Below are 24,582 nucleotides of genomic sequence, written 5' to 3' on the forward strand. Positions count from 1 at the left end.
ACCGGCCGGGGCCCGGCACACCTGCGGGTGCCGGCGACTGGGCCGGGGGGAGCGGTGTTCTGTTCTGTCCGGGAGACGAGGCGGAGTGGAACATCTGAGGCACCCTAGCGTTGTCCGTGGGATTACTGGGAACCCCATGACTGGAAATGCTGACTATTCGCCGCGCCTACCCGGGATTTGACGATGTTTGTGTGACCGCGGGGGTGATGACAGACACATCGCACGCGCTGTTCGCGACCCCGAACGTGACCTCAATGTCCGGATTCTTCATGACGAGTTGCGCCATGAAGACCACATCCTCCAGTGATATTCGAATCACTTGCGAACACGATGTGTGGGCATGGAAACGAAGTCACTGAATTCCGGACGGAAGTGCGGCGACGGGGAGGGTCGAATTGCCGTACGGCGCGCGGCGGGAGAAGGGTGCCCGCCGTGGGGTCCCTGGGATCCGTGACACGGACCTGGCCGATGATGCGTCAGGCGTCGCATACGTGAGCCGTGTTGGTGGCACGATGGTTCCAGCGGGGGTGCGGGGATGGCGCCTCCGGGCCGGGAGAGCGGACCGACCGAGGGTGTGATCAGTGTGGCCATTTCACTGTCAGTGGTGCTGCTGTTGGCGATCATCCTGGTGGTGTTGCTCAGAGGCGGGTCGATCAAGGCCGGGCCGGCCATCGTCGCCGTGCTCTTCGGCTTCTTCCTCGCGTCCACCGGTATGGCCCCGTCGATCAATCGCTTCCTGAACTCGATAGCGGACACGATCAACTCGATCAACTTCTGACCGAGGCGTCCCCCCGGCCCGCGCCGGACCCGGACCCGACGGAGCGCCCCGGACACGACCAAGGGCCAGGCGGAGAATCCATCCTCCGACCTGGCCCTGAGCCACGCAGAGCGGGCGACGGGAATCGAACCCGCGTAGCCAGTTTGGAAGACTGGGGCTCTACCATTGAGCTACGCCCGCACACAAGGCGCGCCGCAGGTCGACCGACCGCGGCACACCAGGCATCGTAGCGGGTCGCCCCCCACCCATGCACATTCCTTCCCCTCCCGCACCCCCGCGGAGCCGGTTCGCGACCTTGAGCACCCCCGCCGCGCCCGGCCGAAACCTCGTGCCGCTCCCTGTCCGCGGGGCACTGCCCCGTCCGGCCGTCAGTGGGCCACCCATGACCCCTGAGCCACTGGCGTCCCCCAGGGCACCGGAGACTCCCTCGTTGCGCGCGGTACGCGCGGGTGCGGGTTTCGGCCGAAGGGGTGGGGTCGGCGTGTCGGGGCGGGGGAGGGGCCGGGCTGAGGGCGGGGGCGGCGAGGCGGGTGGTAAATGCGGCGGTCGTACTGGCTGCGGGCATGTACCCTACGTGTCGCACCAGACGGGGTGTGGCGCAGCTTGGTAGCGCGTCCGCTTTGGGAGCGGAAGGCCGTGGGTTCAAATCCCGCCACCCCGACCACCCGCCGACCGGGACCACCGCCGACGGGGATCACCACAGGTCGGCGCCCTCGTCCGGCGAGCGCGTGATCCACGGGAACCACTCGCGGTCCCCACCGTGTTCCCCTGCGCGATCGCCCCGTGATCGCCTTTTGGGACGCCGACCCGCTGCGGTTACTATGCAAGCTGCGCGCCCGTGTGTCCGGCCTCTGGGCCTACGAACTCCTCCGGGCGGCGAATCCGCCGGACCGCCTTTACGGCTCCGGCGAAACCCGAGAAGTCAGCCACAAGGAGACCGAACCGTGAAGAGCGCCGTGGAGACCCTGAACCCGACCCGGGTTCGGCTCACTGTCGAGGTGCCCTTCGAGGAGCTCAAGGACAGCCTCGACGCGGCGTACAAGAAGATCAACCAGCAGGTCACGGTGAAGGGCTTCCGCAAGGGCAAGATCCCGGCCCGGGTCATCGACCAGCGGTTCGGCCGCGGTGCGGTCCTGGAGGAGGCCGTCAACGACGCGCTTCCGCGGTTCTACACCGACGCGGTCAACGAGGCCGAGCTGAACCCCCTGGGCCAGCCCGAGGTCGACATCACCGAGCTGAAGGACGGCGAGACGCTGAACTTCACCGCCGAGGTCGACATCCGCCCGACCATCGAGATCCCGGACTACTCCGGCATCGAGGTCGAGGTGGACGCCGTCGAGGTGACCGACGAGGACGTGGAGAAGGCCGTCGAGCAGCTGCGCGAGCGCTTCGCCTCCACCTCCCCGGTCGAGCGCGCCGCCGAGGACGGCGACGTCGTCACCATCGACCTGGAGGCCAAGGTCGACGGCGAGGTCCTCGAGGACGGCGTCGCCAACGGCGTCTCCTACACCATCGGCTCCGGCGAGCTGCTGGACGGCATCGACGACGCCGTGAAGGGCCTGGAGGCCGGTGGCGAGGCCACCTTCACCTCCGAGCTCAAGGGCGGCTCCGCGGCCGGCCGCGAGTCCGAGGTCACCGTCAAGGTCACCCAGGTCGCCGCCCGCGAACTGCCCGAGCTGGACGACGACTTCGCTCAGCTCGCCTCCGAGTTCGACACCCTCGAGGAGCTGAAGGCCGACAGCCGCAAGCGCCTGGAGAACATGAAGCAGTACGACCAGGCCACGCAGGCCCAGGAGCGCGTCCTGGACAAGCTGCTGGAGCTGGTCGAGGTGCCCGTCCCCGAGAAGCTGCTCGAGGACGAGATCAACACCCGTAAGCACAACCTCGAGCACCACCAGCTCGCGCAGATGGGCCTCACCCTCGACAAGTACCTGGAGCTCCAGGGCAAGACCGCCGAGGAGTTCGACGAGGAGACCCGCGAGGCCGCGGTCAAGGGCATCAAGACCCAGTTCGTGCTCGACGAGCTGGTCAACAAGGAGAAGCTCAACGTCAACCAGGAGGAGCTCACCGAGCACCTCATGCGGCGCGCCGCCTCCTCCGGCATGTCCCCCGACCAGTTCGCGCAGGCCGTCGTGCAGCAGAACCAGGTTCCGCTGCTGGTCGGCGAGGTCGCCCGCGGCAAGGCCCTGGCCGTCGTCGTCGAGGCCGCGACCGTGAAGGACACCAACGGCGAGATCGTCGACCTGGAGGACGAGGACGAGGCCGCCGAGGCCGCCGAGACCGTCGAGGCCGAGGCCGAGGGTGACGGCGAGGACAAGGCCGAGGCCTGATCCGCGACCTGATCCGCGCGCGTCGTCCGCGACGCCGTACGTACGATGGGCCCTGGGGAACTGCTCCCCAGGGCCCGTTGTCGTGACCGGCCACCGCTGACCGAAGGCCCGGCGCTACGCCCCCGGCGAACACTCCCGTTACCGGGATTCCCCGAAGGGAGCCGCGCGTTAGGGTCCATGAATACGAGGGCAGGGGAGTCCCCGAAAACGGCCGGACGGCCCCACGCCCCGGCAGAACACGTGAGACGGCCCGGCGCCGTCGTAAGACGAGCAGGTGGATACGTGACGAATCTGATGCCCTCCGCCGCCGGCGAGCCTTCCATCGGTGGTGGCCTCGGCGACCAGGTCTACAACCGGCTGCTCAACGAGCGGATCATCTTCCTCGGCCAGCCGGTCGACGACGACATCGCGAACAAGATCACCGCACAGCTGCTGCTCCTTGCCGCCGACCCGGACAAGGACATCTACCTGTACATCAACAGCCCCGGCGGCTCGATCACGGCCGGCATGGCGATCTACGACACCATGCAGTACATCAAGAACGACGTGGTGACCATCGCCATGGGCCTGGCGGCCTCGATGGGCCAGTTCCTGCTCAGCGCGGGCACGCCCGGCAAGCGCTTCGCGCTGCCGAACGCCGAGATCCTGATCCACCAGCCGTCCGCCGGTCTGGCCGGTTCGGCCTCGGACATCAAGATCCACGCCGAGCGGCTGCTGCACACCAAGAAGCGGATGGCCGAGCTCACCTCCCAGCACACCGGCCAGTCGGTCGAGCAGATCACCCGTGACTCGGACCGCGACCGCTGGTTCGACGCCCACGAGGCCAAGGAGTACGGCCTCATCGACGACGTCATCACGCACGCCGCCGGCATGCCGGGCGGCGGCGGCACCGGGGCCTGAGCCGCTCCCTCGGAGGGCGCCGCTCCCACCCGTGACAGGCCCTGAAGGCCTTCACGGCCCCGGACCGGCCCCGGACCTCCGGACACCTCCGTGCAGCCCAGCCAGCCCCTCAGCCGACCGCACAGCCCCTTTCCAGGAGACATCGTGAACGACTTCCCCGGCAGCGGCCTCTACGACCGTACGCGCGCCGAGTACACCGGCCCCACGGCCGAGTCCCGCTACGTCATCCCGCGCTTCGTGGAGCGCACCTCCCAGGGCATCCGCGAGTACGACCCGTACGCGAAGCTCTTCGAGGAGCGCGTGATCTTCCTCGGCGTCCAGATCGACGACGCCTCCGCCAACGACGTGATGGCGCAGCTGCTGTGCCTGGAGTCGATGGACCCCGACCGGGACATCTCGGTCTACATCAACAGCCCCGGCGGCTCCTTCACGGCGCTGACGGCCATCTACGACACGATGCAGTTCGTCAAGCCGGACATCCAGACGGTGTGCATGGGCCAGGCGGCCTCCGCCGCGGCGGTGCTGCTGGCCGCGGGTACGCCGGGCAAGCGTATGGCCCTGCCGAACGCGCGCGTGCTGATCCACCAGCCTTACAGTGAGACCGGCCGCGGTCAGGTCTCCGACCTGGAGATCGCCGCCAACGAGATCCTGCGGATGCGCTCGCAGCTGGAGGAGATGCTGGCCAAGCACTCCAGCCAGTCGATCGAGAAGATCCGCGAGGACATCGAGCGCGACAAGATCCTCACGGCCGAGGAGGCGCTGTCGTACGGGCTGATCGACCAGATCATTTCCACCCGGAAGATGAACAACTTGGCCGTCCGCTGACGCGGACACCACACCCGCCCGTCGCTCCTTGGCACGGTCACGTCGAAGTGAACCGTGCCAAGGGGGGCCCGAACGGGGGGCCCGGCAAGGTACCGTCGACATAAGGCAGCACCAGGAGCCGCTGGACCGCAAGGTGTCCAGGCGTCTCCCAGGCGAAGGGGAAGCACACCGTGGCACGCATCGGTGACGGCGGCGATCTGCTCAAGTGCTCGTTCTGCGGCAAGAGCCAGAAGCAGGTCAAGAAGCTCATCGCAGGGCCCGGTGTGTACATCTGCGACGAGTGCATCGATCTCTGCAACGAGATCATCGAGGAGGAGCTCGCGGAGACCAGCGAGGTGCGCTGGGAGGAACTGCCCAAGCCCCGCGAGATCTACGAGTTCCTGGACGGCTACGTCGTCGGCCAGGAGGCCGCCAAGAAGGCCCTGTCCGTCGCGGTGTACAACCACTACAAGCGCGTCCAGGCCGGGGAGAACGGCGGCGGCCAGGGCCGCGAGGACGCCATCGAGCTCGCCAAGTCCAACATCCTGCTGCTCGGTCCCACCGGCTCCGGCAAGACCCTGCTGGCCCAGACCCTGGCCCGGATGCTGAACGTCCCGTTCGCCATCGCCGACGCCACGGCGCTGACCGAGGCCGGCTACGTCGGCGAGGACGTCGAGAACATCCTGCTCAAACTGATCCAGGCGGCCGACTACGACGTCAAGAAGGCCGAGACCGGGATCATCTACATCGACGAGATCGACAAGGTCGCCCGTAAGAGCGAAAACCCGTCGATCACCCGCGACGTCTCCGGCGAGGGCGTCCAGCAGGCCCTGCTGAAGATCCTCGAAGGGACCACGGCCTCGGTCCCGCCCCAGGGCGGCCGCAAGCACCCGCACCAGGAGTTCATCCAGATCGACACGACGAACGTCCTGTTCATCGTGGGCGGCGCGTTCGCGGGCCTGGAGAAGATCATCGAGGGCCGGGCGGGTGCCAAGGGCATCGGCTTCGGCGCGACGATCCTCTCCAAGCGGGAGCTGGAGGCCAAGGACCAGTTCGAGGACGTCATGCCCGAGGACCTGGTCAAGTTCGGCATGATTCCGGAGTTCATCGGCCGTCTCCCCGTGATCACCAGCGTCCACAACCTCGACCGCGAGGCCCTGCTGAAGATCCTGGTCGAGCCGCGCAACGCCCTGGTGAAGCAGTACCAGCGCCTGTTCGAACTCGACGGCGTGGAACTCGACTTCGAGCGCGAGGCCCTGGAGGCCATCGCCGACCAGGCCATCCTCCGCCAGACCGGCGCCCGCGGCCTGCGCGCCATCATGGAGGAGGTCCTCATGTCGGTGATGTACGAGGTGCCGTCCCGCAAGGACGTGGCCCGCGTCGTCATCACCGCCGACGTCGTCCACTCCAACGTCAACCCGACCCTGATCCCGAGGGACGCCCGCGGCCGCGGCACGGGCGAGCAGAAGACGGCGTAACCGCGCGAGCGACACGACGAAGGGGCCCCGGTCATCTGACCGGGGCCCCTTCGTCGCGGTAGGTGCCTGGCGTCAGGCCTTCACGCGGACTTCCTTGCGGAACTTGGCGGTGGTGTCGGCGGCGCCCGCCGGGTCGGTGGACTTGCCCGCCAGCATGTCGGCCATGTCCATCGGGATGATCATGCCGAGCGTGCTGTGGTCGCCCCAGATGCAGACCGTCATGTTCATCGACTTCGGCTCCCCGGTGCTGCCGCCGGAGTTGTCGATCTTGGCCTGCTGGCACTTGAGGACCGCGCCGTCGAGGTCGGACGGCGAGTACGCCTTCGGGTCGCCGACCAGGGTGACGTCATCGTCGTCGCCGCCCTTCTTGGTCTCGTCCTTCATGTGGGCGAACATCGCGTCGACCGTCTTCTCGGGGTCGTCGATGGTGCCGTAGACGCCGTTGAACTGGATCTGCTTCATGGCCAGCGGGTTGTTCTTGTCCCCGGCCTGGTACGCCGCGCCGACGTCCTTGGGGTTGTGCACGCCCCACTTCTCGGCGTCCTTCATGTCGTCCTTCGACATGGTGCCGCTCTCGCTCTTGGTCTTCTTGTACTCGGTGAGCACCGTCGCCGGAGTCGTCAGCTTGTGCGGGCCGTCGTCGGCCACCGAGCCGCCGCTGCCGCCGCCGATCAGGAAGTACGCGCCGACCGCGATCGCGGCCACGACCGCCACCGCGCCGATGATCAGACCGGTCTTCTTCTTGCCGCCGCCGGGGGCCGGGGGCTGCGGGACGGCGCCGTAGGGCGGCTGCTGGCCGTACGGGGGCGGGGGCTGCTGGCCGTACGGGGGCTGGGGCTGCTGGCCGTACGGGTTCGGCTGCGGCGGGACGCCCTGCGCGGGCTGCTGGGGGTAGCCGTAACCCGGCTGTGGTGCCGACGGCTGCTGAGGGTAGCCGTAGCCGGGCTGCGCGGGCGGCGCCTGCGGCGGCTGCTGGCCGTAGGGGCCCGGCTGGCCGTACGGTCCGGGCTGCTGGGGCTGCCCGCCGTACGGGCCCGGCTGGTTGTAGCTCATTACTGGGTTCCCCTCCAGGTGCTTATGTGTTCCTGACATCCTGGCGCAGGGGTGCGGGAGGCAGGGCACCGGGGTGGGGACCGTTACAGAACAAATGCGGTTCGGGACGGCGTCGTGACACCTCTAAACTGGCCCCGTGACCGAGAACGCTCAGCAGCAGCCACCAGCGCCCGACACCGAACTGCCGACCCAGTACGCGCCGGCCGACGTAGAGGGGCCGCTGTACGAGCGCTGGGTAGAGCGCGGTTACTTCGAGGCGGACGAGAAGAGCGACAAGCCGCCGTTCACCGTCGTCATCCCGCCGCCGAACGTCACCGGCAGCCTCCACCTGGGGCACGCCTTCGAGCACACCCTCATCGACGCCCTCACGCGCCGCAAGCGCATGCAGGGCCACGAGACGCTGTGGCAGCCCGGCATGGACCACGCCGGCATCGCCACGCAGAACGTCGTCGAGCGCGAGCTCGGCAAGGAGGGCAAGTCCCGGCACGACCTCGGCCGTGAGGCCTTCGTCGAGCGCGTCTGGCAGTGGAAGGCCGAGTCCGGTGGCCAGATCAGCGGGCAGATGCGGCGCCTAGGTGACGGCGTCGCCTGGTCGCGTGAGCGGTTCACCATGGACGAAGGCCTGTCCCAGGCCGTCCAGACCATCTTCAAGCGCCTCTACGACGACGAGCTGATCTACCGAGCCGAGCGCATCATCAACTGGTGCCCGCGCTGTCTGACGGCCATCTCGGACATCGAGGTCGAGTACCAGGACGACGACGGCGAGCTCGTCTCGATGAAGTACGGCGAGGGGGACGACACCATCGTCGTCGCCACCACGCGTGCCGAGACCATGCTCGGTGACACCGCCGTCGCCGTTCACCCCGACGACGAGCGCTACAAGCACCTGGTCGGCAAGCTCATCAGGCTGCCGCTGACCGACCGTTCCATCCCGGTCGTCGCCGACGAGCACGTCGACCCCGAGTTCGGCACGGGCGCCGTCAAGGTCACCCCGGCCCACGACCCGAACGACTTCGAGATCGGCCAGCGGCACGACCTGCCGTCCATCGCCGTGATGGACGAGCACGCCGTCATCACCGCGCACGGCCCCTTCCAGGGCCTGGACCGCCTGGAGGCCCGCTCCGCCATCGTCGCCGCGCTGCGCGCCGAGGGCCGGATCGTCGCCGAGAAGCGGCCCTACGTCCACTCCGTCGGGCACTGCTCGCGCTGCAAGACCACTATCGAGCCGCGCCTGTCGATGCAGTGGTGGGTCAAGGTCGGCCCGCTGGCGAAGGCCGCCGGCGACGCGGTCCGCGAGGGCAAGGTCAAGATCCATCCGCAGGAGATGGAGAAGCGCTACTTCGACTGGGTCGACAACCTCCACGACTGGTGCATCTCGCGGCAGTTGTGGTGGGGCCACCGGATTCCGGTGTGGTACGGCCCGAACGGTGAAGTCGTCTGCGTCGGCCCCGACGACGAGGCGCCCACCGGTGAGGGCTGGCACCAGGACACCGACGTCCTCGACACCTGGTTCTCCTCCGGTCTGTGGCCGTTCTCCACGCTGGGCTGGCCGGAGCAGACCGAGTCGCTGGCGAAGTTCTACCCGAACTCCGTCCTGGTCACCGGCTACGACATCCTCTTCTTCTGGGTCGCCCGGATGATGATGTTCGGCCTGTACGCGATGGACGGCACCCCGCCGTTCCACACCATCGCCCTGCACGGCATGGTCCGCGACCAGTTCGGCAAGAAGATGTCGAAGTCCTTCGGCAACGCGGTCAACCCGCTGGACTGGATGGACAAGTACGGCAGCGACGCGCTCCGGTTCACCCTGGCCCGTGGCGCCAACCCCGGCGTCGACGTGCCGATCGGCGAGGACTGGGTCCAGGGCTCGCGCAACTTCGCCAACAAGATCTGGAACGCCACGCGCTTCGCGCTGATGAACGGCGCGACGGTGGACGGGCCGCTGCCGGACCCGGCGAAGATGTCGTCGACCGACCGCTGGATCCTGTCCCGGCTGAACTCCGTCGTCGCCGAAGTCGACGCCTACTACGACGACTTCCAGTTCGCCAAGCTGTCCGACGCGCTGTTCCACTTCGCGTGGGACGAGGTCTTCGACTGGTACGTCGAGCTGTCCAAGACGGTCTTCCAGGCGGGCGGCGAGCCGGCGGAGGTCAGCAAGCGGGTCCTCGGCGAGGTCCTGGACGTCACGCTCAAGCTGCTCCACCCGGTCGTCCCGTTCGTCACCGAGACCCTGTGGACCACGCTCACCGGCGGCGAGTCGATCGTCATCGCCGAGTGGCCGAAGGACAGTGGTTTCCGCGACGCGGACGCCGAACGCGAGATCGAGACGCTGCAGTCGCTCGTCACCGAGGTGCGCCGCTTCCGGGCCGACCAGGGGTTGCAGCCGGGGCAGCGGGTCCCGGCGCGGCTGGCCCTGGAGGGCACGGCGCTCGCGCCGCACGAGGCGGCCATCCGTCAGCTGCTGCGGCTCCAGCCGGAGGGTGACGGCTTCACCGCCACGGCGACGCTGCCGGTCGCCGGGGTCGAGGTCGCGCTGGACCTGTCCGGGGCGATCGACGTGGCGGCGGAGCGGAAGCGGCTGGCGAAGGACCTGGCCGCCGCGGAGAAGGAGAAGGCGCAGGCCACGGGCAAGCTCGGGAACGAGGCGTTCCTCGCGAAGGCGCCTGATCACGTGGTCGAGAAGATCCGTACGCGGCTGGCGAAGGCCGAGGAGGACATCACGCGGATCGCTGCGCAGCTGGAGCGGTTGCCGCAGGCGTGAGGTTCGTACGTTGCTGAAGGCCCCGGAGTCGGTCAGGCTCCGGGGCCTTCGGTTGTCGTGGGTGGGTTCCCCCAGCTACGGAGGCGGCACGGCTGTCCGCGGGCTGCGCAGCCGGGTACGTAGACTGGCCCCGTGAGTGAGCTCCCCCCAGACAGCACTGGTCCGTCTGATCCTTTCGAGTCCTTCGACGAGATCATCGCGGCCACGGAGACATCAGCCGCTTCCGCGGCGGGCGACCGGGACCCCGATCTCGCGGTGATCGAGGCAGGCAGCCGTACCCTGCGTACCCAGGGCGGTGCGCCGAGCGTCGAGGTGCCCGCTCGTCCCGAGGACCCCGAGGTCGACAAGGCGCTGCGCGAGGTCGAGGCGGATCTGGCGACCCGCTGGGGCGAGACGAAGCTGGAGCCCTCGGTCGCCAGGATCGCGGCGCTGATGGACGTGCTGGGCGAGCCGCAGCGGTCGTACCCGTCCATCCACATCACGGGCACCAACGGCAAGACCTCCACCGCCCGCATGATCGAGGCCCTGCTCGGCGCCTTCGAGCTGCGCACCGGCCGGTACACCTCGCCGCACGTGCAGTCGATCACCGAGCGGATCAGCCTGGACGGCGCGCCGATCTCCGCCGAGCGGTTCATCGAGACGTACCACGACATCAAGCCGTACGTGGAGATGGTCGACGCCTCCCAGGAGTACCGGCTGTCCTTCTTCGAGGTGCTGACCGGCATGGCCTACGCGGCCTTCGCGGACGCTCCGGTGGACGTCGCGGTCGTCGAGGTGGGGATGGGCGGCAGCTGGGACGCCACCAATGTGATCGACGCCGATGTCGCCGTGGTCACCCCCATCGCGCTCGACCACACCGACCGGCTGGGCGGCACTCCGGCCGAGATCGCCGGGGAGAAGTCCGGCATCATCAAGCAGGGCGCCACCGTGATCATGGCGCAGCAGCCGGTGGACGCCGCGCAGGTGCTGCTGAAGAAGGCCGTGGAGGTGGACGCGACCGTGGCCCGGGAGGGCCTGGAGTTCGGTGTCGTCGCCCGGCAGGTGGCCGTGGGCGGGCAGATGCTGACCCTGCGCGGCCTGGGTGGCGAGTACCCGGAGGTGTACCTGCCGCTGCACGGCGCGCACCAGGCGCACAACGCCGCCGTGGCGCTCGCCGCCGTGGAGGCCTTCTTCGGCGTGGGCGCGCAGCGCGCGGAGCCGCTGGACGTCGAGACGGTCCGCAGGGCGTTCGCGTCCGTCACCTCGCCCGGCCGGCTCGAGGTGGTGCGGCGCTCGCCGACCGTCGTGCTGGACGCCGCGCACAATCCGGCGGGTGCCCAGGTCACCGCGGAGGCGGTCCGAGAGGCGTTCGACTTCAGCCGGCTGATCGGTGTGGTCGGGGCCAGCGGCGACAAGAACGTCCGCGGTCTGCTGGAGGCCTTCGAGCCGATCTTCGCGGAGGTCGTGGTCACCCAGAACTCCAGCCACCGTGCGATGGACGCCGACGAGTTGGCCGGGATCGCCGTCGAGGTGTTCGGCGAGGAGCGGGTCCAGGTGGAGCCGCGGTTGCCGGACGCGCTGGAGGCGGCGATCACGCTCGCCGAGGAGGAGGGCGAGTTCGCCGGCGGTGGTGTGCTCGTCACCGGTTCCGTGATCACGGTCGGTGAGGCCCGGCTGCTTCTGGGGAAGGGCTGACATCTCGTGCGTACGCTGTGTTCCTCGACGCTGATCGGTGAGTTCTTCGTCATCGGGTTCGCCGCGCTGGTCGCGATGAAGGACCCGGGTCTTTCGATGGCGAGCGTGTGGACGGTCAGCGGCATAGCGATGGCGCTGTGTGTGCTGCTGTGCGGTGTGGTGACCCGGCCCGCCGGGGTGGCGCTGGGCTGGGCGCTGCAGATCGCGCTGGTCGCGTCCGGTGTCGTGGTGCCGACGATGTACTTCCTGGGCGTGGTGTTCGCCGGGCTGTGGTGGGCGTCGGTGCATTTCGGTCGGAAGATCGACGTGGCGAAGGCGAGATTCGCGGAGCGGTCCGCGCAGGCGAGCCCCTCCTCCCCTGACGCTGCGTGACCGGCGCCCTGTACTCTTCGTTCACCGCACATCTGTAGGAGAAGGAGCCCCCTCGTGACCCAGCGCACCCTCGTCCTCCTCAAGCCCGACGCCGTCCGTCGTGGCCTGACCGGCGAGATCATCAGCCGTATCGAGCGCAAGGCCGGCTGGGAGATCACCGCGCTGGAGCTGCGCACCCTGGACACCGACACGCTGGAGCAGCACTACGGTGAGCACAAGGGCAAGCCGTTCTACGAGCCGCTGGTGGCGTTCATGTCCTCCGGTCCGGTCGTGGCCATGATCGTCGAGGGTGAGCGGGTGATCGAGGGCGTGCGTGCCCTGGCCGGTCCGACCGACCCGATCGCCGCGGCTCCCGGCTCCATCCGCGGGGACTACGGCGTGATCGTCCGGGAGAACCTGATCCACGCCTCCGACTCCGAGGAGTCCGCCGAGCGCGAGGTGAAGATCTTCTTTCCCGGCCGGGGCTGACGTCCGTATCTTCTGACGCACCGTCAGGCCTTACCTGTGTCTGACCTGGGCGGCCGTGAAAAACGGCCGCCTCGCGGCATATGCGTTGCCGATCGGGGGAACGCGTGCCTCCGATGGGCCGTCTCCACAAGCGAGGCGGTACGCCATCTGCTGACAATGGCGAAGACCCTCGCGCAGTGTTCGTGCAGGCGCGTTTACGATGGAAGCCTTCACGTCACAGCACCCACCTCGCCGTACCTGAAATGCCCTCAAAGCACCCAGGGAAGGCCAGACGAATCCTGATGGGGAACTCAATGTCGTTCATCGGCCGTGACATGGCTGTCGACCTCGGGACCGCCAACACGCTGGTGTACGTCAGGGGTCGCGGGATCGTACTCAACGAGCCGTCCGTCGTCGCGATCAACACGAACACCGGTGGCATCCTCGCGGTCGGCGCCGAGGCGAAGAAGATGATCGGGCGCACGCCCGGGAACATCGTGGCCGTGCGCCCTCTCAAGGACGGCGTCATCGCCGACTTCGAGATCACCGAGCGGATGCTGCGCTACTTCATCCTGAAGATCCACAAGCGCCGCTATCTGGCGCGTCCGCGCGTCGTGGTCTGCGTGCCCTCCGGCATCACCGGCGTCGAGCGCCGCGCCGTCATCGAGGCCTCCTCCCAGGCCGGCGCCCGCCAGGTGCACATCATCGAGGAGCCCATGGCCGCGGCCATCGGCTCCGGCCTGCCGGTCCACGAGGCCACGGGCAACATGGTGGTGGACATCGGCGGCGGTACCACGGAGGTCGCGGTCATCTCGCTCGGCGGCATCGTCACGGCCCAGTCCATCCGCGTCGCGGGCGACGAACTGGACAACGCGATCATCCAGCACGTCAAGAAGGAGTACAGCCTTCTGCTGGGTGAGCGCACTGCCGAGCAGATCAAGATCACGATCGGTTCGGCGTACGACCTGGACTCCGACGAGCACACCGAGATCCGCGGCCGGGACCTGGTCTCCGGGCTGCCGAAGACCGTCGTCATCTCGGCCGCCGAGGTCCGCAAGGCGATCGAGGAACCGGTCAACGCGATCGTCGACGCGGTCAAGACGACCCTCGACAAGTGTCCGCCGGAGCTGTCCGGCGACATCATGGACCGGGGCATCGTGCTGACCGGCGGCGGTGCGCTGCTGCGCGGCCTGGACGAGCGGCTGCGCCACGAGACCGGCATGCCGATCCACATCGCCGAGGACCCGCTGGACAGCGTGGCGCTCGGCTCCGGCAAATGTGTCGAGGAGTTCGAGGCGCTCCAGCAGGTCCTGGACGCCCAGCCGCGCAGATGACACAACTCTTCGATTCCGCCGTACGAGCAGTTCTCCTCTCGTGCGGCGGATCGTTGATATAGAGGCATAAGCTCCCACAAATGGGCCCCTTGGGACCGCGCTCAGGGTCAGCGCTTCCGGGGGCCACCCAATTTCCGACGAGGAAGGGCACGGCCGCCGCACGTGAGGGACACGAAAGAGAGCCGGCTGCTCCTGGTGCTGCTGATCGCCGTCGCGTTCGCGCTGATCACGGTGGATATCCGCGGTGGGGAGAACTCCCCGGTGGACGGCGCCAGGCAGGCCGCCGCCGCCGTCTTCGGCCCGATCGAGAACGGCGTGTCGGGTGCGGTGAACCCGGTCGGCGACGCCGTCTCCGCGGTCCGTGACTCCGGCGAGCGCCACGACCGGCTGGCCGCCCTGGAGAAGGAGAACGCCGCTCTCAAGGCCAAGCTCGGCAGCGACGACCGCAACCGCAGCCGTCTGGACCAGCTGAACCGCATGCTGAAGCTGGCCGGCCAGGGCCAGTACGGCATCAAGGGCGCCCAGGTCATCGCCATAGGAGCCGCGCAGGGCTTCTCCTGGACCATCACCATCGACGCGGGCGCCAACGACGGCATCAAGCGTGACATGACCGTCCTCAACGCCGACGGGCTGGTCGGCCGGGTCACCACCGTCGGCCCGGACTCCTCCACGGTGCTGCTCGCCAACGATCCCGACTTCACCGTCGGCACCCGGATGGAGGGCAGCGACGAACTCGGCTTCGCCTCCGGCCAGGGCGACCGCCCGCTGCGCGTGCAGCTCCTCAACGGCAAGGCGGAGGTGAAGAAGGGCGACCGCCTGGTGACCTTCGGCTCCCAGGGCGACAAGCCCTTCGTGCCGGGCGTCCCGGTCGGCGTCGTCTCCCGCGTCGACCCCTCGGGCGGCGACCTGACCCGCACCATCTACGTCACGCCGTACGTCGGCTTCACCAAGCTCGACGTCGTCGGTGTCGTCGTCCAGGGCCCGAAGAAGGACCCGCGCGACGAGGTGCTGCCGCCCAAGCCCAAGCCGACCCCGACGCCCACCGTGACGGTGACGGTCACCCCGTCCGCCGACGCGAACGCCACCGACGGGCCCGACGCGCAGTCCAGCGGCGACGCGCAGCCCACCGACGACCAGCTGCCGTAGGAGCGAGAAGTCCCCATGCGCCTCAACCGGATCCTGCTCTCCACCGCGCTGGTCGTCGTGGCCCTGGTGATCCAGGTGAGCGTCCTGTCCCGGCTGCACCTGCCGGGCGCCGTTCCCGACCTGCTGCTGCTCACCGTCCTCGGCCTGGCCATGGTCTACGGGCACGTCGGCGGCGCCCTCGTCGGCTTCGGCGCCGGACTGCTCGCCGACCTCGCCCCGCCCGCCGACCACGCCGCCGGCCGCTACGCCCTGGTGCTGTGCGTCATCGGCTATCTCGCCGGGCTCATCAAACCCGAGACCGGCCAGGTCAAGTCGGCCACCGGCCCGATGGCCGTGGTGGTCGCCGCCGCCCTCGGCTCGACGCTGCTGTACGCCGGTGTCGGCGCCCTCGTCGGCGACACCGCCGCCCGCCACGTCGGCCTGCCGGGCCTGCTGATCAGCGCCGCCGTCTACGACCTGCTGCTCGCCCCGTTCGTCGTCCCCGGCATCATGGCGCTGGCCCGGCGCTCGGAGCACGACCCGCTCTCCGAGACCTCCGCCGCCAAACAGGCGACCGACATCTCCTCCGGCTGGCTCTCCTCCGGCACCGGGCTGCGCATCGGCGGCCAGCGCGGCACGCTCGGCGGCCTGAAGACCAAGGCCCGCTCCCGCAGTACCCGGGTCGGCCGCATCAAGGGGGTCAAGCGGCTGTGAGAGAACGGCAGTTGACCGCCTCCGGCGTTCACAGCTTCATGGGATACGACTCGTACCGGCCGTACCGGCGCGACGCACACGAGTACGACTCCCGCCAGAACCACGCATACCGGCACGGCTCGTTCGCGCACTGAGAGGGGGAGGCAGCACCAGTGACCAACATTCCCGAGACCGGCAGGACCCCCCGGGTCCAGACCCGGCTCGTCGTCATCCAGATCCTCGTCCTCTCCCTGCTCGGTACCCTCGGCGGCCGGCTGTGGTACCTGCAGATCCGTGAAGGCGCCCAGTACCAGAAGGAGGCGTCCGGCAACCACGTCCAGCAGGTCGTCCAGCCCGCCGTGCGCGGCTCGATCCTGGACGCGCGCGGTGTGCCGCTCGCCGACAACGAGACCCGCCTGGTGGTCTCCGCCTCCCGCACCGACCTGCTCAAGCAGAAGGACGACGGCAAGGCGGTCCTCACCAAGCTCGCCGGCGTGCTCGGCATGAGGCCCCAGGAGGTCACGCAGAAGGTCCGGCTGTGCGACGCCAAGACCCCGCAGCCCTGCTGGAACGGTTCGCCGTACCAGCCCATCCCGATCACCGACGAGGCCACCCCCAAGCAGGCCCTGCAGATCCGGGAGCGCTCCGAGGACTTCCCCGGCATCACCGCCGAACCCGAGGCCGTGCGCAGCTATCCCGGCCCCGGCAAGTCCAACACCGCGCAGGTGCTCGGCTACCTCTCGCCGGTCACCGACGATGAGGTCCAGCAGGCCAAGGACACCGCCTCGCCCTATCTGCGCTCCGACATGGTCGGCCGCTCCGGCCTCGAGCGCCAGTACGACCCGGCGCTGCGCGGCAAGGCCGGCGTGACCCGCTACGAGGTCGACAACCTCGGCCGGGTCATCGGCAAGGCCAAGTCCGACGCCGCCGAGCCCGGTTCGAACCTGGTCACCAGCATCGACGCCCGGGTCCAGCGGGTCGCCGAGTACGAGCTGGACAAGGCGATGAAGGCCGCCCGCCAGCAGTACGACAAGATCACCGGCACCAACTACAAGGCGGACTCCGGCGCCGTCGTCGTGATGGAGGCCAAGACCGGCCGGATCGTGGCCATGGCGTCCGCACCGACGTACGACCCGAACGTCTGGGTCGGCGGCATCTCCGCCAAGGACTACAAGGCGCTCACCGGCAAGAACTCCGACTACCCGCTGCTCAACCGCGCCACCCAGGGGCAGTCCGCGCCCGGTTCGACCTTCAAGGTCGTCTCCACCGCCGCCGCGGTCCAGGCCGGCTACGACTTCAACGGCAACTACCCCTGCACGAGCTCCTACTCCGTCGGCGGCCAGGTCTTCAAGAACTTCGAGGGCGAGAACTTCGGCCCCATCTCCCTGGGCAAGGCCCTCGAGGTCTCCTGCGACACCGTCTTCTACGGCCTCGCCGACAGCGAGTGGAAGAGGGACGGCGGCATCAACCCCAAGAAGGGCCAGCCCAAGGACTGGTTCTTCAAGACCGCCCACCAGTTCGGCCTCGGCAAGAGGACCGGCATCGACCTGCCCAACGAGGTCACCGGCCGCGTCCCCGACCGCCAGTGGAAGCTGGACTACTGGAAGGCCAACAAGGACACCTGGTGCAAGTCCGGCAAGAAGAACGGCACCTACGTCGAGAAGATCTTTTACGAGAACTGCCTCGAGGGCAACAAGATGCGCGAGGGTGACGAGATCAACTACTCCATCGGGCAGGGCGACACCCTCCTCACCCCGATCCAGGAGGCCGTCATCTACGGCGCCATCTCCAACGGCGGCACCATGTACACCCCGACCATCGGCAAGGCGATCGTCAGCGCCGACGGCAAGCACGTCTCCGAGATCAAGCCCCGCTCGCACGGCAAGCTTCCGATCACCAAGGCGACCCGCGACATGATGGACGAGGCCCTCGCCGCCGTCACCACCCGCGGTACCGCCGCCTGGAAGTTCAACGGCTGGCCGCAGAACAAGATCCCGCTGCACGCCAAGACCGGTACGGCCGAGGTCTACGGCAAGCAGACCACGTCCTGGCTCGCCAGCTACAGCAAGGACTACTCGGTCATCATGACCATCTCCCAGGCCGGTACCGGCTCGGGCGCCTCGGGTGAGGCGGTGCGCAACATCTACAGCGCCATGTACGGCGTCCAGGCCGACGGCTCCATCGACAACAAGAAGGCCCTGCTGCCCACCCCGGAGAAGAGCCTGCCGAAGATCCAGCCGGACGGCACCATCGCCGCCCCGAAGATCCCCGGCGACCCGGCCAAGGACCAGGAGAAGATCGCCAAGGAGGTCGCCCAGCAGGGCGGCACCACCGCCCCGGACGACCAGCAGACGCCCGCGACCACACCGTCCCCGACGGACAACCGCAACACCCGCAGGCGCCCGCGCGGCAGGAGAGGCCGGGGGAGGACCGCATGACCGGCGCCAACAACTTCTCCGTCTCCGGTTACGGACCGCAGCGGGCCGGCTGGACGCGCCTGTTCGCGCGCGACTCGGTGGCCCGCCGGCTCGACTGGCCGATGCTGCTGGCCGCGCTCGCGCTGTCCGCGATCGGCACCGCGCTGGTCTTCTCCGCGACCCGCAACCGCACCGAGATCAACCAGGGCGACCCGCACTACTTCCTGGTCCGGCAGCTGATGAACATCGGCATCGGGCTCGCCCTGATGGTCGGCACCGTCTGGCTCGGCCACCGCGCCCTGCGCAACGCCGTGCCGATCCTCTACGGCGCCTCGGTCTTCGGCATCCTGCTGGTGCTCACCCCGCTCGGCGCCACCATCAACGGCAGCCGCAACTGGATCGTCCTCGGCGGCGGCTTCTCCCTCCAGCCCTCGGAGTTCGTGAAGATCACGATCATCCTCGGGATGGCCATGATGCTCGCGGCCCGGGTCGACGCCGGCGACCGGACGTACCCCGACCACCGCACGGTCCTGCAGTCCCTGGGCCTGGCCGCCGTACCCATCCTGATCGTGCTGCTCATGCCCGACCTCGGCACGGTCCTGGTCCTGGTGACCATCATCCTCGGTGTGCTGCTCGCCTCCGGCGCCTCCAACCGGTGGGTCTTCGGCCTGCTCATCGCGGGCACCCTCGGCTGCGTCGCCATCTGGCAGCTGCACATCCTGGACGACTACCAGATCAACCGGTTCGCGGCCTTCGCCAACCCCAGCCTCGACCCGGCCGGCGTCGGCTACAACACCAACCAGGCCCGGATCGCCATCGGCTCCGGCGGCCTGACCGGCGCAGGCCTCTTCCACGGTTCCCAGACCACCGGGCAGTTCGTCCCGGAACAGCAGACCGACTTCGTCTTCACGGTGGCGGGCGAGGAACTGGGCTTCGCCGGCGCGGGCCTGATCATCCTGCTCCTGGGGGTCGTGCTGTGGCGGGCCTGCCGCATCGCCCGCGAGACCACCGAGCTGTACGGCACCGTCGTCGCCGCCGGGATCGTCGCCTGGTTCGCCTTCCAGGCCTTCGAGAACATCGGCATGACCCTGGGCATCATGCCGGTCACCGGCCTGCCCCTGCCGTTCGTCTCCTACGGCGGCTCGTCGATGTTCGCCGTCTGGGTGGCGGTGGGCCTGCTCCAGTCGATCCAGGTGCAGCGGCCGATGTCGGCCTGAGGCCTTCGAAGGGGAGTCCTTCGAAGACCGAGCCGCATCGGGGGGCGCCCCGGGGCCCCGGGGCGCCTACATTCGGTTCATGGCGGCCACCAAGCGCGAGATCGAGCGGAAGTACGAGCCGAAGCGGCCGGACGAGCCGGGCGGGTCGCGAGGGCAGGACGGTCCGGAGGCGGGCGGTCTGCCCGACCTGACGGGCGTCGGCCCGGTCGCGGCCGTCGTCGACAGGGGCATCGCCGTACTGGACGCCGTCTACTACGACACCCCCGACGAACGCCTCTCCACCGCCGGACTCACCCTGCGCCGGCGCACCGGCGGCACCGACGCGGGCTGGCACCTGAAGCTCCCGGTCGCCCCCGGCGTACGCGACGAGATCCAGGCCCCGCTCTCCGATGCCGTGCCGCCCGACCTCGCCGGGCTCGTCCGCTCCCGCGTCCGCGACAGCGAGCTGCGGCCCCTGGTCCGCCTCCGCTCCGAGCGCGCCGTCCGCCACCTCGTCGACGACGGCGGCACCCTGCTCGCCGAGGTGAGCGTGGACGCCGTACACGCCGAGCGGCTGACCGGCGACGGCGGCACCGCCCGCTGGACCGAGATCGAGGTCGAGCTGGCCGACGGAGGCGAGGAGCCACTCCTGGACAAGGTGGACAAACAGTTCCGCAAGGCCGGGCTGCGCCCCTCGGCGGCCCCCTCGAAACTGGCCCGCGCCCTCGCCGAGACCGCCCCGCCGGACCGGCCCCGGACGACCGCCGAACCCGCCCCCGTCACGGCAGGCGACCACGTGCTGGCCCATCTGCGCGCCCAGCGGGACGCCCTCGTCGCCCTCGACCCGGCCGTACGCCGGGACGTCGAGGACTCCGTGCACCGCATGCGCGTCACCACCCGCAGGCTGCGCGGCGCCCTGCGCAGCTACGGCAAGGTCCTGGACCGCACCGCCACCGACCCGCTCGGCGCGGAACTGAAGTGGCTCGGCGGCGAACTCGGTCTCGACCGCGACCAGGAGGTCCTCACCGAACGCCTCACCGCCGCCCTGGACGCCCTGCCCGCCGAACTGGTCACCGGCCCCGTCCGCACCCGGCTGCGTTCCTGGTCCGAGGAGCGCCGCGGCGGCTCCCGCCGCCGGCTCCTCGACGTCCTGGACGGCGAGCGGCACCTGCGGCTGCTCGACGCGCTGGACGCCCTGCTGGCCGACCCGCCGCTGCGCCCGCCGGCCTCGGGAGAACCGGCCGAGGTGCTCACCCGGGCCGTGCGCAGGGACTTCGCCAAGCTGACCACCCGGCTCGAACAGGCCCTCGCCCTGCCGCCCGGCACCGACCGGGACGTCGCCCTGCACCAGGCCCGCAAGCAGGCCAAACGGGTCCGGTACGCCGCCGAGGCCGCCGCGCCCGCCCTCGGCGACGCGGCGACCGGGGTGGCGCGGGCCGCGAAGACCCTCCAGAGCCTGCTCGGCGACCATCAGGACAGCGTCATGACCCGCGAGGCCCTGCGCGAACTCGCCGCGCGGGCGCAGCGGGCGGGGGAGAGCTCGTTCACCTACGGGGTGCTGTACGGACGGGAGGAGCGGCGCGCGGCCGAGCTGGAGGCGGAGCTGCCCCGGGTGTGGGCCGACCTGCGGCCGTATGGAACAGCGCTGCGCCCGGGTTACGCTTGATGGTCACCCCAGTCAGCTCACGAAGGTAATCCCCGCGATGTCTGTCGACTCGGTCTTCCCACAGCTCGAGGCCCTGCTCCCGCATGTGCAGAAGCCGATCCAGTACGTGGGCGGCGAGCTCAACTCCACCGTCAAGCCGTGGGACGGCTGTGACGTCCGCTGGGCGCTCATGTACCCGGACGCGTACGAGGTCGGCCTGCCCAACCAGGGCGTGCAGATCCTGTACGAGGTGCTCAACGAACAGGACCGCGTCCTCGCCGAGCGCACCTACAGCGTGTGGCCCGACCTGGAGGCGCTGATGCGGGAGCACGGCGTCCCGCAGTTCACGGTGGACTCCCACCGCCCGGTGAAGGCCTTCGACGTGTTCGGCCTGTCCTTCTCCACCGAGCTGGGCTACACCAACATGCTCACCGCGCTGGACCTCGCGGGCATTCCCCTGGAGGCCAAGGACCGCACGCTGGACGACCCGATCGTGGTGGCCGGCGGCCACGCGGCCTTCAACCCGGAGCCGATCGCCGACTTCATCGACTGCGCGGTCATCGGCGACGGCGAGCAGGCGGTGCTGGAGATCACCGGGATCGTCCGCGCCTGGAAGGCCGAGGGCCGCCCCGGCGGCCGGGAGGAGATCCTCTTCCGCCTGGCGAAGACGGGCGGGGTGTACGTCCCCGGCTTCTACGACGTCGAGTACCTGCCCGACGGCCGTATCGGGCGCGTCGTCCCCAACAAGTCCGGCGTGCCGTGGCGCGTGTCGAAGCACACGGTGATGGACCTGGACGAGTGGCCGTACCCCAAGCAGCCGCTGGTGCCGCTCGCCGAGACGGTCCACGAGCGCATGTCGGTGGAGATCTTCCGCGGCTGCACCCGCGGCTGCCGCTTCTGCCAGGCCGGCATGATCACCCGCCCGGTGCGCGAGCGCTCCATCACGGGCATCGGCGAGATGGTCGACAAGGGCCTGAAGGCGACGGGCTTCGAGGAGGTCGGCCTCCTCTCCCTGTCCTCGGCGGACCACTCGGAGATCGGCGACATCGCGAAGGGCCTGGCGGACAGGTACGAGGACGACAAGATCGGCCTGTCCCTCCCGTCCACCCGCGTGGACGCCTTCAACATCGACCTGGCCAACGAGCTGACCCGCAACGGCCGCCGCTCGGGCCTGACCTTCGCCCCGGAGGGCGGCTCGGAGCGCATCCGCAAGGTCATCAACAAGATGGTCTCGGAGGACGACCTGATCCGCACCGTCGCCACGGCGTACGGCAACGGCTGGCGCCAGGTGAAGCTGTACTTCATGTGCGGCCTGCCGACGGAGACGGACGAGGACGTCCTCCAGATCGCCGACATGGCGACGCACGTCATCCAGAAGGGCCGCGAGGTCTCGGGCTCCAACGACATCCGCTGCACGGTCTCCATCGGCGGCTTCGTCCCCAAGCCCCACACGCCGTTCCAGTGGGCGCCCCAGCTCTCCGCCGAGGAGACGGACGCCCGTCTGGAGAAGCTCCGCGACAAGATCCGCGGCGACAAGAAGTACGGCCGCTCGATCGGCTTCCGCTACCACGACGGCAAGCCCGGCATCGTCGAGGGCCTGCTCTCGCGCGGTGACCGCCGCATCGGCGCGGTCATCCGCGCGGTCTACGAGGACGGCGGCCGCTTCGACGGCTGGCGCGAGCACTTCTCCTACGACCGCTGGATGGCGTGCGCCGACAAGGCGCTGGCCGCCTACGGCGTCGACGTCGACTGGTACACCACCCGCGAGCGCTCCTACGAGGAGGTCCTGCCCTGGGACCACCTGGACTCCGGCCTGGACAAGGACTGGCTCTGGGAGGACTGGCAGGACGCCCTCGACGAGACCGAGGTCGAGGACTGCCGCTGGACGCCCTGCTTCGACTGCGGCGTGTGCCCGGCCATGGACACGTCCATCCAGGTCGGCCCCACCGGCAAGAAGCTGCTGCCGCTGACGGTCAAGAACGCTGGTCAGGCGCCGGCTTCGAGTGGTCACGCGCACTGAGGTGGGCGAGGCACCCGATCGGGTGACTGAGGCGCTGGCGGGGGCGAGCGAGGACGAGGTGGTTGCGTTGCCGTCCGAGCTCGCCGTCTCACGCCCTCGCCCGCCGGCGCTGTCGGCGTATTTCCGTACGCCGCCGCCAGCTCCTGGAGAGGCCACGCGGATCGTCTCCGAGGTGGAGTGGATCTAAGCGGCTGACGTGTGCCGGTTGAGCCCCCTTCCCCGTCAGGAAGGGGGCTCCGTGCTGCTTGGAGGCTGGTGCTGTTACCGCGAAGGTTCACCAGGCTGTGGGTCGGGTACGGATGGCTCCCTGCACCGGTGTTTCAGCGTCGAAGCATCCGGGAGCCGGAGATTGCGACAAGGACCGCGGCGAGGGTGACAAGGCCGACGAGCACGGTGACTGCGGGCCAGACCTTGAGCGCGCCGGCGGTGAGGAGCGGAGGGATGGTCATGCCGGCGTAGGCGATGAGGAAGATGCCGGCGAGTGCCTCGCCTCGACGCTCCGCATCCGCGACTGCGGCGACGGTGCCGAGGGCGGCTCGGAACAGGATGCCGATCCCTGCGCCCGCGACTCCGCCGCCGATGAGGAAGAACAGAAGTGAGGCGACGATGGCGGCAACGCCGATGCTCACGAGCCCGAGCGCGGCGAGTGCGATGGCGAGCCCGATCTGACGGCGCATCGCCAGCCGCGCGGTGAGGATCTGCGCGAGGGCTGCCGCCATGAAAACGACGAATGGCGACAGGCCGGCGAGCAGGTGCGAATGCAGCCCGAGGACACCGACGAGGAAGGTCGAGGACAGTCCCATGAAGGTGCCGAACACTGCGAACGCCCCGAACGCCGCCGCTCCGGCCGCCCAGAACGCGCTCCTCCCCGCCGCCGGTACTGCGACGCGCTGCGGGCGGTAGGCAGGGCGCTCCTCACGGCGCTCAACCGTCTCGGGAACGAAGGCGACCAGGATCCCTTCGACGACCAGGAGGATGACGAAGGTCACGTAGGGGGTGATGAGCGGTCGCGTGGACCAGGTCGCGATGAGCCCGCCGATCAGAGGGCCGAGGCCGATGCCGCCAAGGTTTGCGAAGGTCGACACGAGGGCGACGCGACCTTTGACGTGGTGGGCCGCTGCACCGAGCTCGGAGAGGTGCGCGGTCGCCGTGGCGGTGAGGATGCCGATGCCGAGTCCGCTGATGAAGCGGGCGACGATCAGGCCGGCGACGTCGTTCCAGACGAGGAAGAGGATCGCGGCCACCAGGTTGATGAGCAGCGAGCCGAGGATCACGCGTCGGCGTCCCAGCCAGTCGGAGACATGGCCCGCGAGATACAGGCTCAGCATGACCCCGACCGCGTATGCGGCGAAGATGATGGTGAGGACGATCGTCGGGAAACCGTCGCGCTGCTGGTAGATCGCGTAGAGAGGCGTCGGGACGGCGCAGAACGCGAGCTCGGTGCTGAAGGCGAGCGCGATGATCCAGAACCCCGCCCCATGCGGAAGTCGTTCGGTGGCCGGAGTCCGGGCCGGAGCAGCAGTTGTCGTCATTTCTCCATGCTCGACACGTCATG

The 24,582-nt window shown here is 69.3% G+C and carries 19 protein-coding genes and 2 tRNA genes; 18 read left to right on the forward strand and 3 right to left on the reverse strand.

What is annotated here, in order from left to right; genetic code table 11:
* Window positions 1–583 precede the first annotated feature (583 nt).
* Window positions 584–778 carry a hypothetical protein gene (locus IE318_RS10075; RefSeq protein ID WP_030171279.1) on the forward strand — a complete coding sequence of 65 codons (195 nt, stop codon included), beginning with the start codon at window positions 584–586 and terminating at the stop codon, window positions 776–778.
* Window positions 779–887: 109 nt separating this feature from the next.
* Here IE318_RS10075 and IE318_RS10080 read toward each other — a convergent pair.
* Window positions 888–958, reverse strand: a tRNA-Gly gene (locus IE318_RS10080).
* 407 nt (window positions 959–1,365) lie between these two features.
* Here IE318_RS10080 and IE318_RS10085 point away from each other — a divergent pair.
* From IE318_RS10085 to clpX, 5 genes are all read left to right on the forward strand, one after another.
* Window positions 1,366–1,442 (forward strand) — tRNA-Pro (locus tag IE318_RS10085).
* 280 nt (window positions 1,443–1,722) lie between these two features.
* A complete protein-coding gene (gene tig / locus IE318_RS10090) occupies window positions 1,723–3,108 on the forward strand; it encodes a trigger factor (RefSeq protein ID WP_189898794.1) in 1,386 nt (461 codons plus the stop codon).
* Between the two features lie 294 nt (window positions 3,109–3,402).
* Window positions 3,403–4,008 carry an ATP-dependent Clp protease proteolytic subunit gene (locus tag IE318_RS10095; RefSeq protein ID WP_030171301.1) on the forward strand — a complete coding sequence of 202 codons (606 nt, stop codon included), beginning with the start codon at window positions 3,403–3,405 and terminating at the stop codon, window positions 4,006–4,008.
* Window positions 4,009–4,152: 144 nt separating this feature from the next.
* Window positions 4,153–4,833: an ATP-dependent Clp protease proteolytic subunit gene (locus tag IE318_RS10100; protein ID WP_030171315.1), complete on the forward strand. Its 681-nt coding sequence runs from the start codon at window positions 4,153–4,155 to the stop codon at window positions 4,831–4,833.
* Window positions 4,834–5,003: 170 nt separating this feature from the next.
* Window positions 5,004–6,290: an ATP-dependent Clp protease ATP-binding subunit ClpX gene (gene clpX, locus IE318_RS10105; RefSeq protein WP_030171317.1), complete on the forward strand. Its 1,287-nt coding sequence runs from the start codon at window positions 5,004–5,006 to the stop codon at window positions 6,288–6,290.
* Between the two features lie 72 nt (window positions 6,291–6,362).
* On the opposite strand, the gene IE318_RS10110 is transcribed toward clpX, so the two are convergent.
* Window positions 6,363–7,343, reverse strand: coding sequence for a hypothetical protein (locus tag IE318_RS10110; RefSeq protein ID WP_189898796.1), 981 nt, complete (start codon window positions 7,341–7,343; stop codon window positions 6,363–6,365).
* A gap of 136 nt (window positions 7,344–7,479) precedes the next feature.
* Here IE318_RS10110 and IE318_RS10115 point away from each other — a divergent pair, with 136 nt between their 5' ends.
* The 12 genes from IE318_RS10115 to IE318_RS10170 all read left to right on the forward strand — a co-directional run bounded on the left by IE318_RS10115 (window position 7,480) and on the right by IE318_RS10170 (window position 23,027).
* Window positions 7,480–10,104 carry a valine--tRNA ligase gene (locus tag IE318_RS10115; RefSeq protein ID WP_189898805.1) on the forward strand — a complete coding sequence of 875 codons (2,625 nt, stop codon included), beginning with the start codon at window positions 7,480–7,482 and terminating at the stop codon, window positions 10,102–10,104.
* 132 nt (window positions 10,105–10,236) lie between these two features.
* On the forward strand, window positions 10,237–11,778 hold the full coding sequence (folC, locus tag IE318_RS10120) for a bifunctional tetrahydrofolate synthase/dihydrofolate synthase (protein WP_189898807.1): 1,542 nt from the start codon (window positions 10,237–10,239) through the stop codon (window positions 11,776–11,778).
* A gap of 6 nt (window positions 11,779–11,784) precedes the next feature.
* Window positions 11,785–12,150 carry a DUF4233 domain-containing protein gene (locus IE318_RS10125; protein WP_030171327.1) on the forward strand — a complete coding sequence of 122 codons (366 nt, stop codon included), beginning with the start codon at window positions 11,785–11,787 and terminating at the stop codon, window positions 12,148–12,150.
* A gap of 54 nt (window positions 12,151–12,204) precedes the next feature.
* Entirely contained in the window at window positions 12,205–12,618 is a 414-nt protein-coding gene (ndk, locus tag IE318_RS10130; protein WP_189898810.1) for a nucleoside-diphosphate kinase, read from the forward strand.
* A 293-nt stretch (window positions 12,619–12,911) separates the two neighbouring features.
* Window positions 12,912–13,931, forward strand: a complete 1,020-nt coding sequence (locus IE318_RS10135; protein ID WP_030171333.1) for a rod shape-determining protein — start codon at window positions 12,912–12,914, stop codon at window positions 13,929–13,931.
* Between the two features lie 162 nt (window positions 13,932–14,093).
* On the forward strand, window positions 14,094–15,077 hold the full coding sequence (mreC, locus tag IE318_RS10140; protein ID WP_189898812.1) for a rod shape-determining protein MreC: 984 nt from the start codon (window positions 14,094–14,096) through the stop codon (window positions 15,075–15,077).
* 15 nt (window positions 15,078–15,092) lie between these two features.
* Window positions 15,093–15,770 carry a rod shape-determining protein MreD gene (gene mreD / locus IE318_RS10145; protein ID WP_030171338.1) on the forward strand — a complete coding sequence of 226 codons (678 nt, stop codon included), beginning with the start codon at window positions 15,093–15,095 and terminating at the stop codon, window positions 15,768–15,770.
* Window positions 15,767–15,904, forward strand: coding sequence for a hypothetical protein (locus IE318_RS10150; RefSeq protein WP_159006932.1), 138 nt, complete (start codon window positions 15,767–15,769; stop codon window positions 15,902–15,904). The genes mreD and IE318_RS10150 overlap by 4 nt, the downstream gene beginning before the upstream one ends.
* Window positions 15,905–15,922: 18 nt before the next feature.
* A complete protein-coding gene (mrdA, locus tag IE318_RS10155) occupies window positions 15,923–18,187 on the forward strand; it encodes a penicillin-binding protein 2 (protein WP_189898815.1) in 2,265 nt (754 codons plus the stop codon).
* Window positions 18,184–19,383, forward strand: a complete 1,200-nt coding sequence (rodA, locus tag IE318_RS10160; RefSeq protein ID WP_189898817.1) for a rod shape-determining protein RodA — start codon at window positions 18,184–18,186, stop codon at window positions 19,381–19,383. The genes mrdA and rodA overlap by 4 nt, the downstream gene beginning before the upstream one ends.
* Before the next feature lie 79 nt (window positions 19,384–19,462).
* On the forward strand, window positions 19,463–21,028 hold the full coding sequence (locus IE318_RS10165) for a CYTH and CHAD domain-containing protein (protein ID WP_189898820.1): 1,566 nt from the start codon (window positions 19,463–19,465) through the stop codon (window positions 21,026–21,028).
* Between the two features lie 37 nt (window positions 21,029–21,065).
* Window positions 21,066–23,027, forward strand: coding sequence for a TIGR03960 family B12-binding radical SAM protein (locus IE318_RS10170; RefSeq protein WP_189898822.1), 1,962 nt, complete (start codon window positions 21,066–21,068; stop codon window positions 23,025–23,027).
* Window positions 23,028–23,347: 320 nt separating this feature from the next.
* Here IE318_RS10170 and IE318_RS10175 read toward each other — a convergent pair whose 3' ends face one another.
* Window positions 23,348–24,559, reverse strand: coding sequence for an MFS transporter (locus IE318_RS10175; RefSeq protein WP_189898824.1), 1,212 nt, complete (start codon window positions 24,557–24,559; stop codon window positions 23,348–23,350).
* Window positions 24,560–24,582: the final 23 nt, after the last annotated feature.

This window comes from Streptomyces spiralis, from assembly GCF_014654675.1.
GTDB lineage: Bacteria > Actinomycetota > Actinomycetes > Streptomycetales > Streptomycetaceae > Streptomyces > Streptomyces spiralis.

Excerpts from the sequence above, each read along its gene's own strand:
- IE318_RS10095 (WP_030171301.1), top strand. The coding sequence starts at position 3,403 with ATGCCCTCCGCCGCCGGCGAGCCTTCCATCGGTGGTGGCCTCGGCGAC.
- IE318_RS10110 (WP_189898796.1), bottom strand. The coding sequence starts at position 7,343 with ATGAGCTACAACCAGCCGGGCCCGTACGGCGGGCAGCCCCAGCAGCCC.
- IE318_RS10135 (WP_030171333.1), top strand. The coding sequence starts at position 12,912 with ATGTCGTTCATCGGCCGTGACATGGCTGTCGACCTCGGGACCGCCAAC.
- mreD (WP_030171338.1), top strand. The coding sequence starts at position 15,093 with ATGCGCCTCAACCGGATCCTGCTCTCCACCGCGCTGGTCGTCGTGGCC.
- rodA (WP_189898817.1), top strand. The coding sequence starts at position 18,184 with ATGACCGGCGCCAACAACTTCTCCGTCTCCGGTTACGGACCGCAGCGG.
- IE318_RS10165 (WP_189898820.1), top strand. The coding sequence starts at position 19,463 with ATGGCGGCCACCAAGCGCGAGATCGAGCGGAAGTACGAGCCGAAGCGG.
- IE318_RS10170 (WP_189898822.1), top strand. The coding sequence starts at position 21,066 with ATGTCTGTCGACTCGGTCTTCCCACAGCTCGAGGCCCTGCTCCCGCAT.
- IE318_RS10175 (WP_189898824.1), bottom strand. The coding sequence starts at position 24,559 with ATGACGACAACTGCTGCTCCGGCCCGGACTCCGGCCACCGAACGACTT.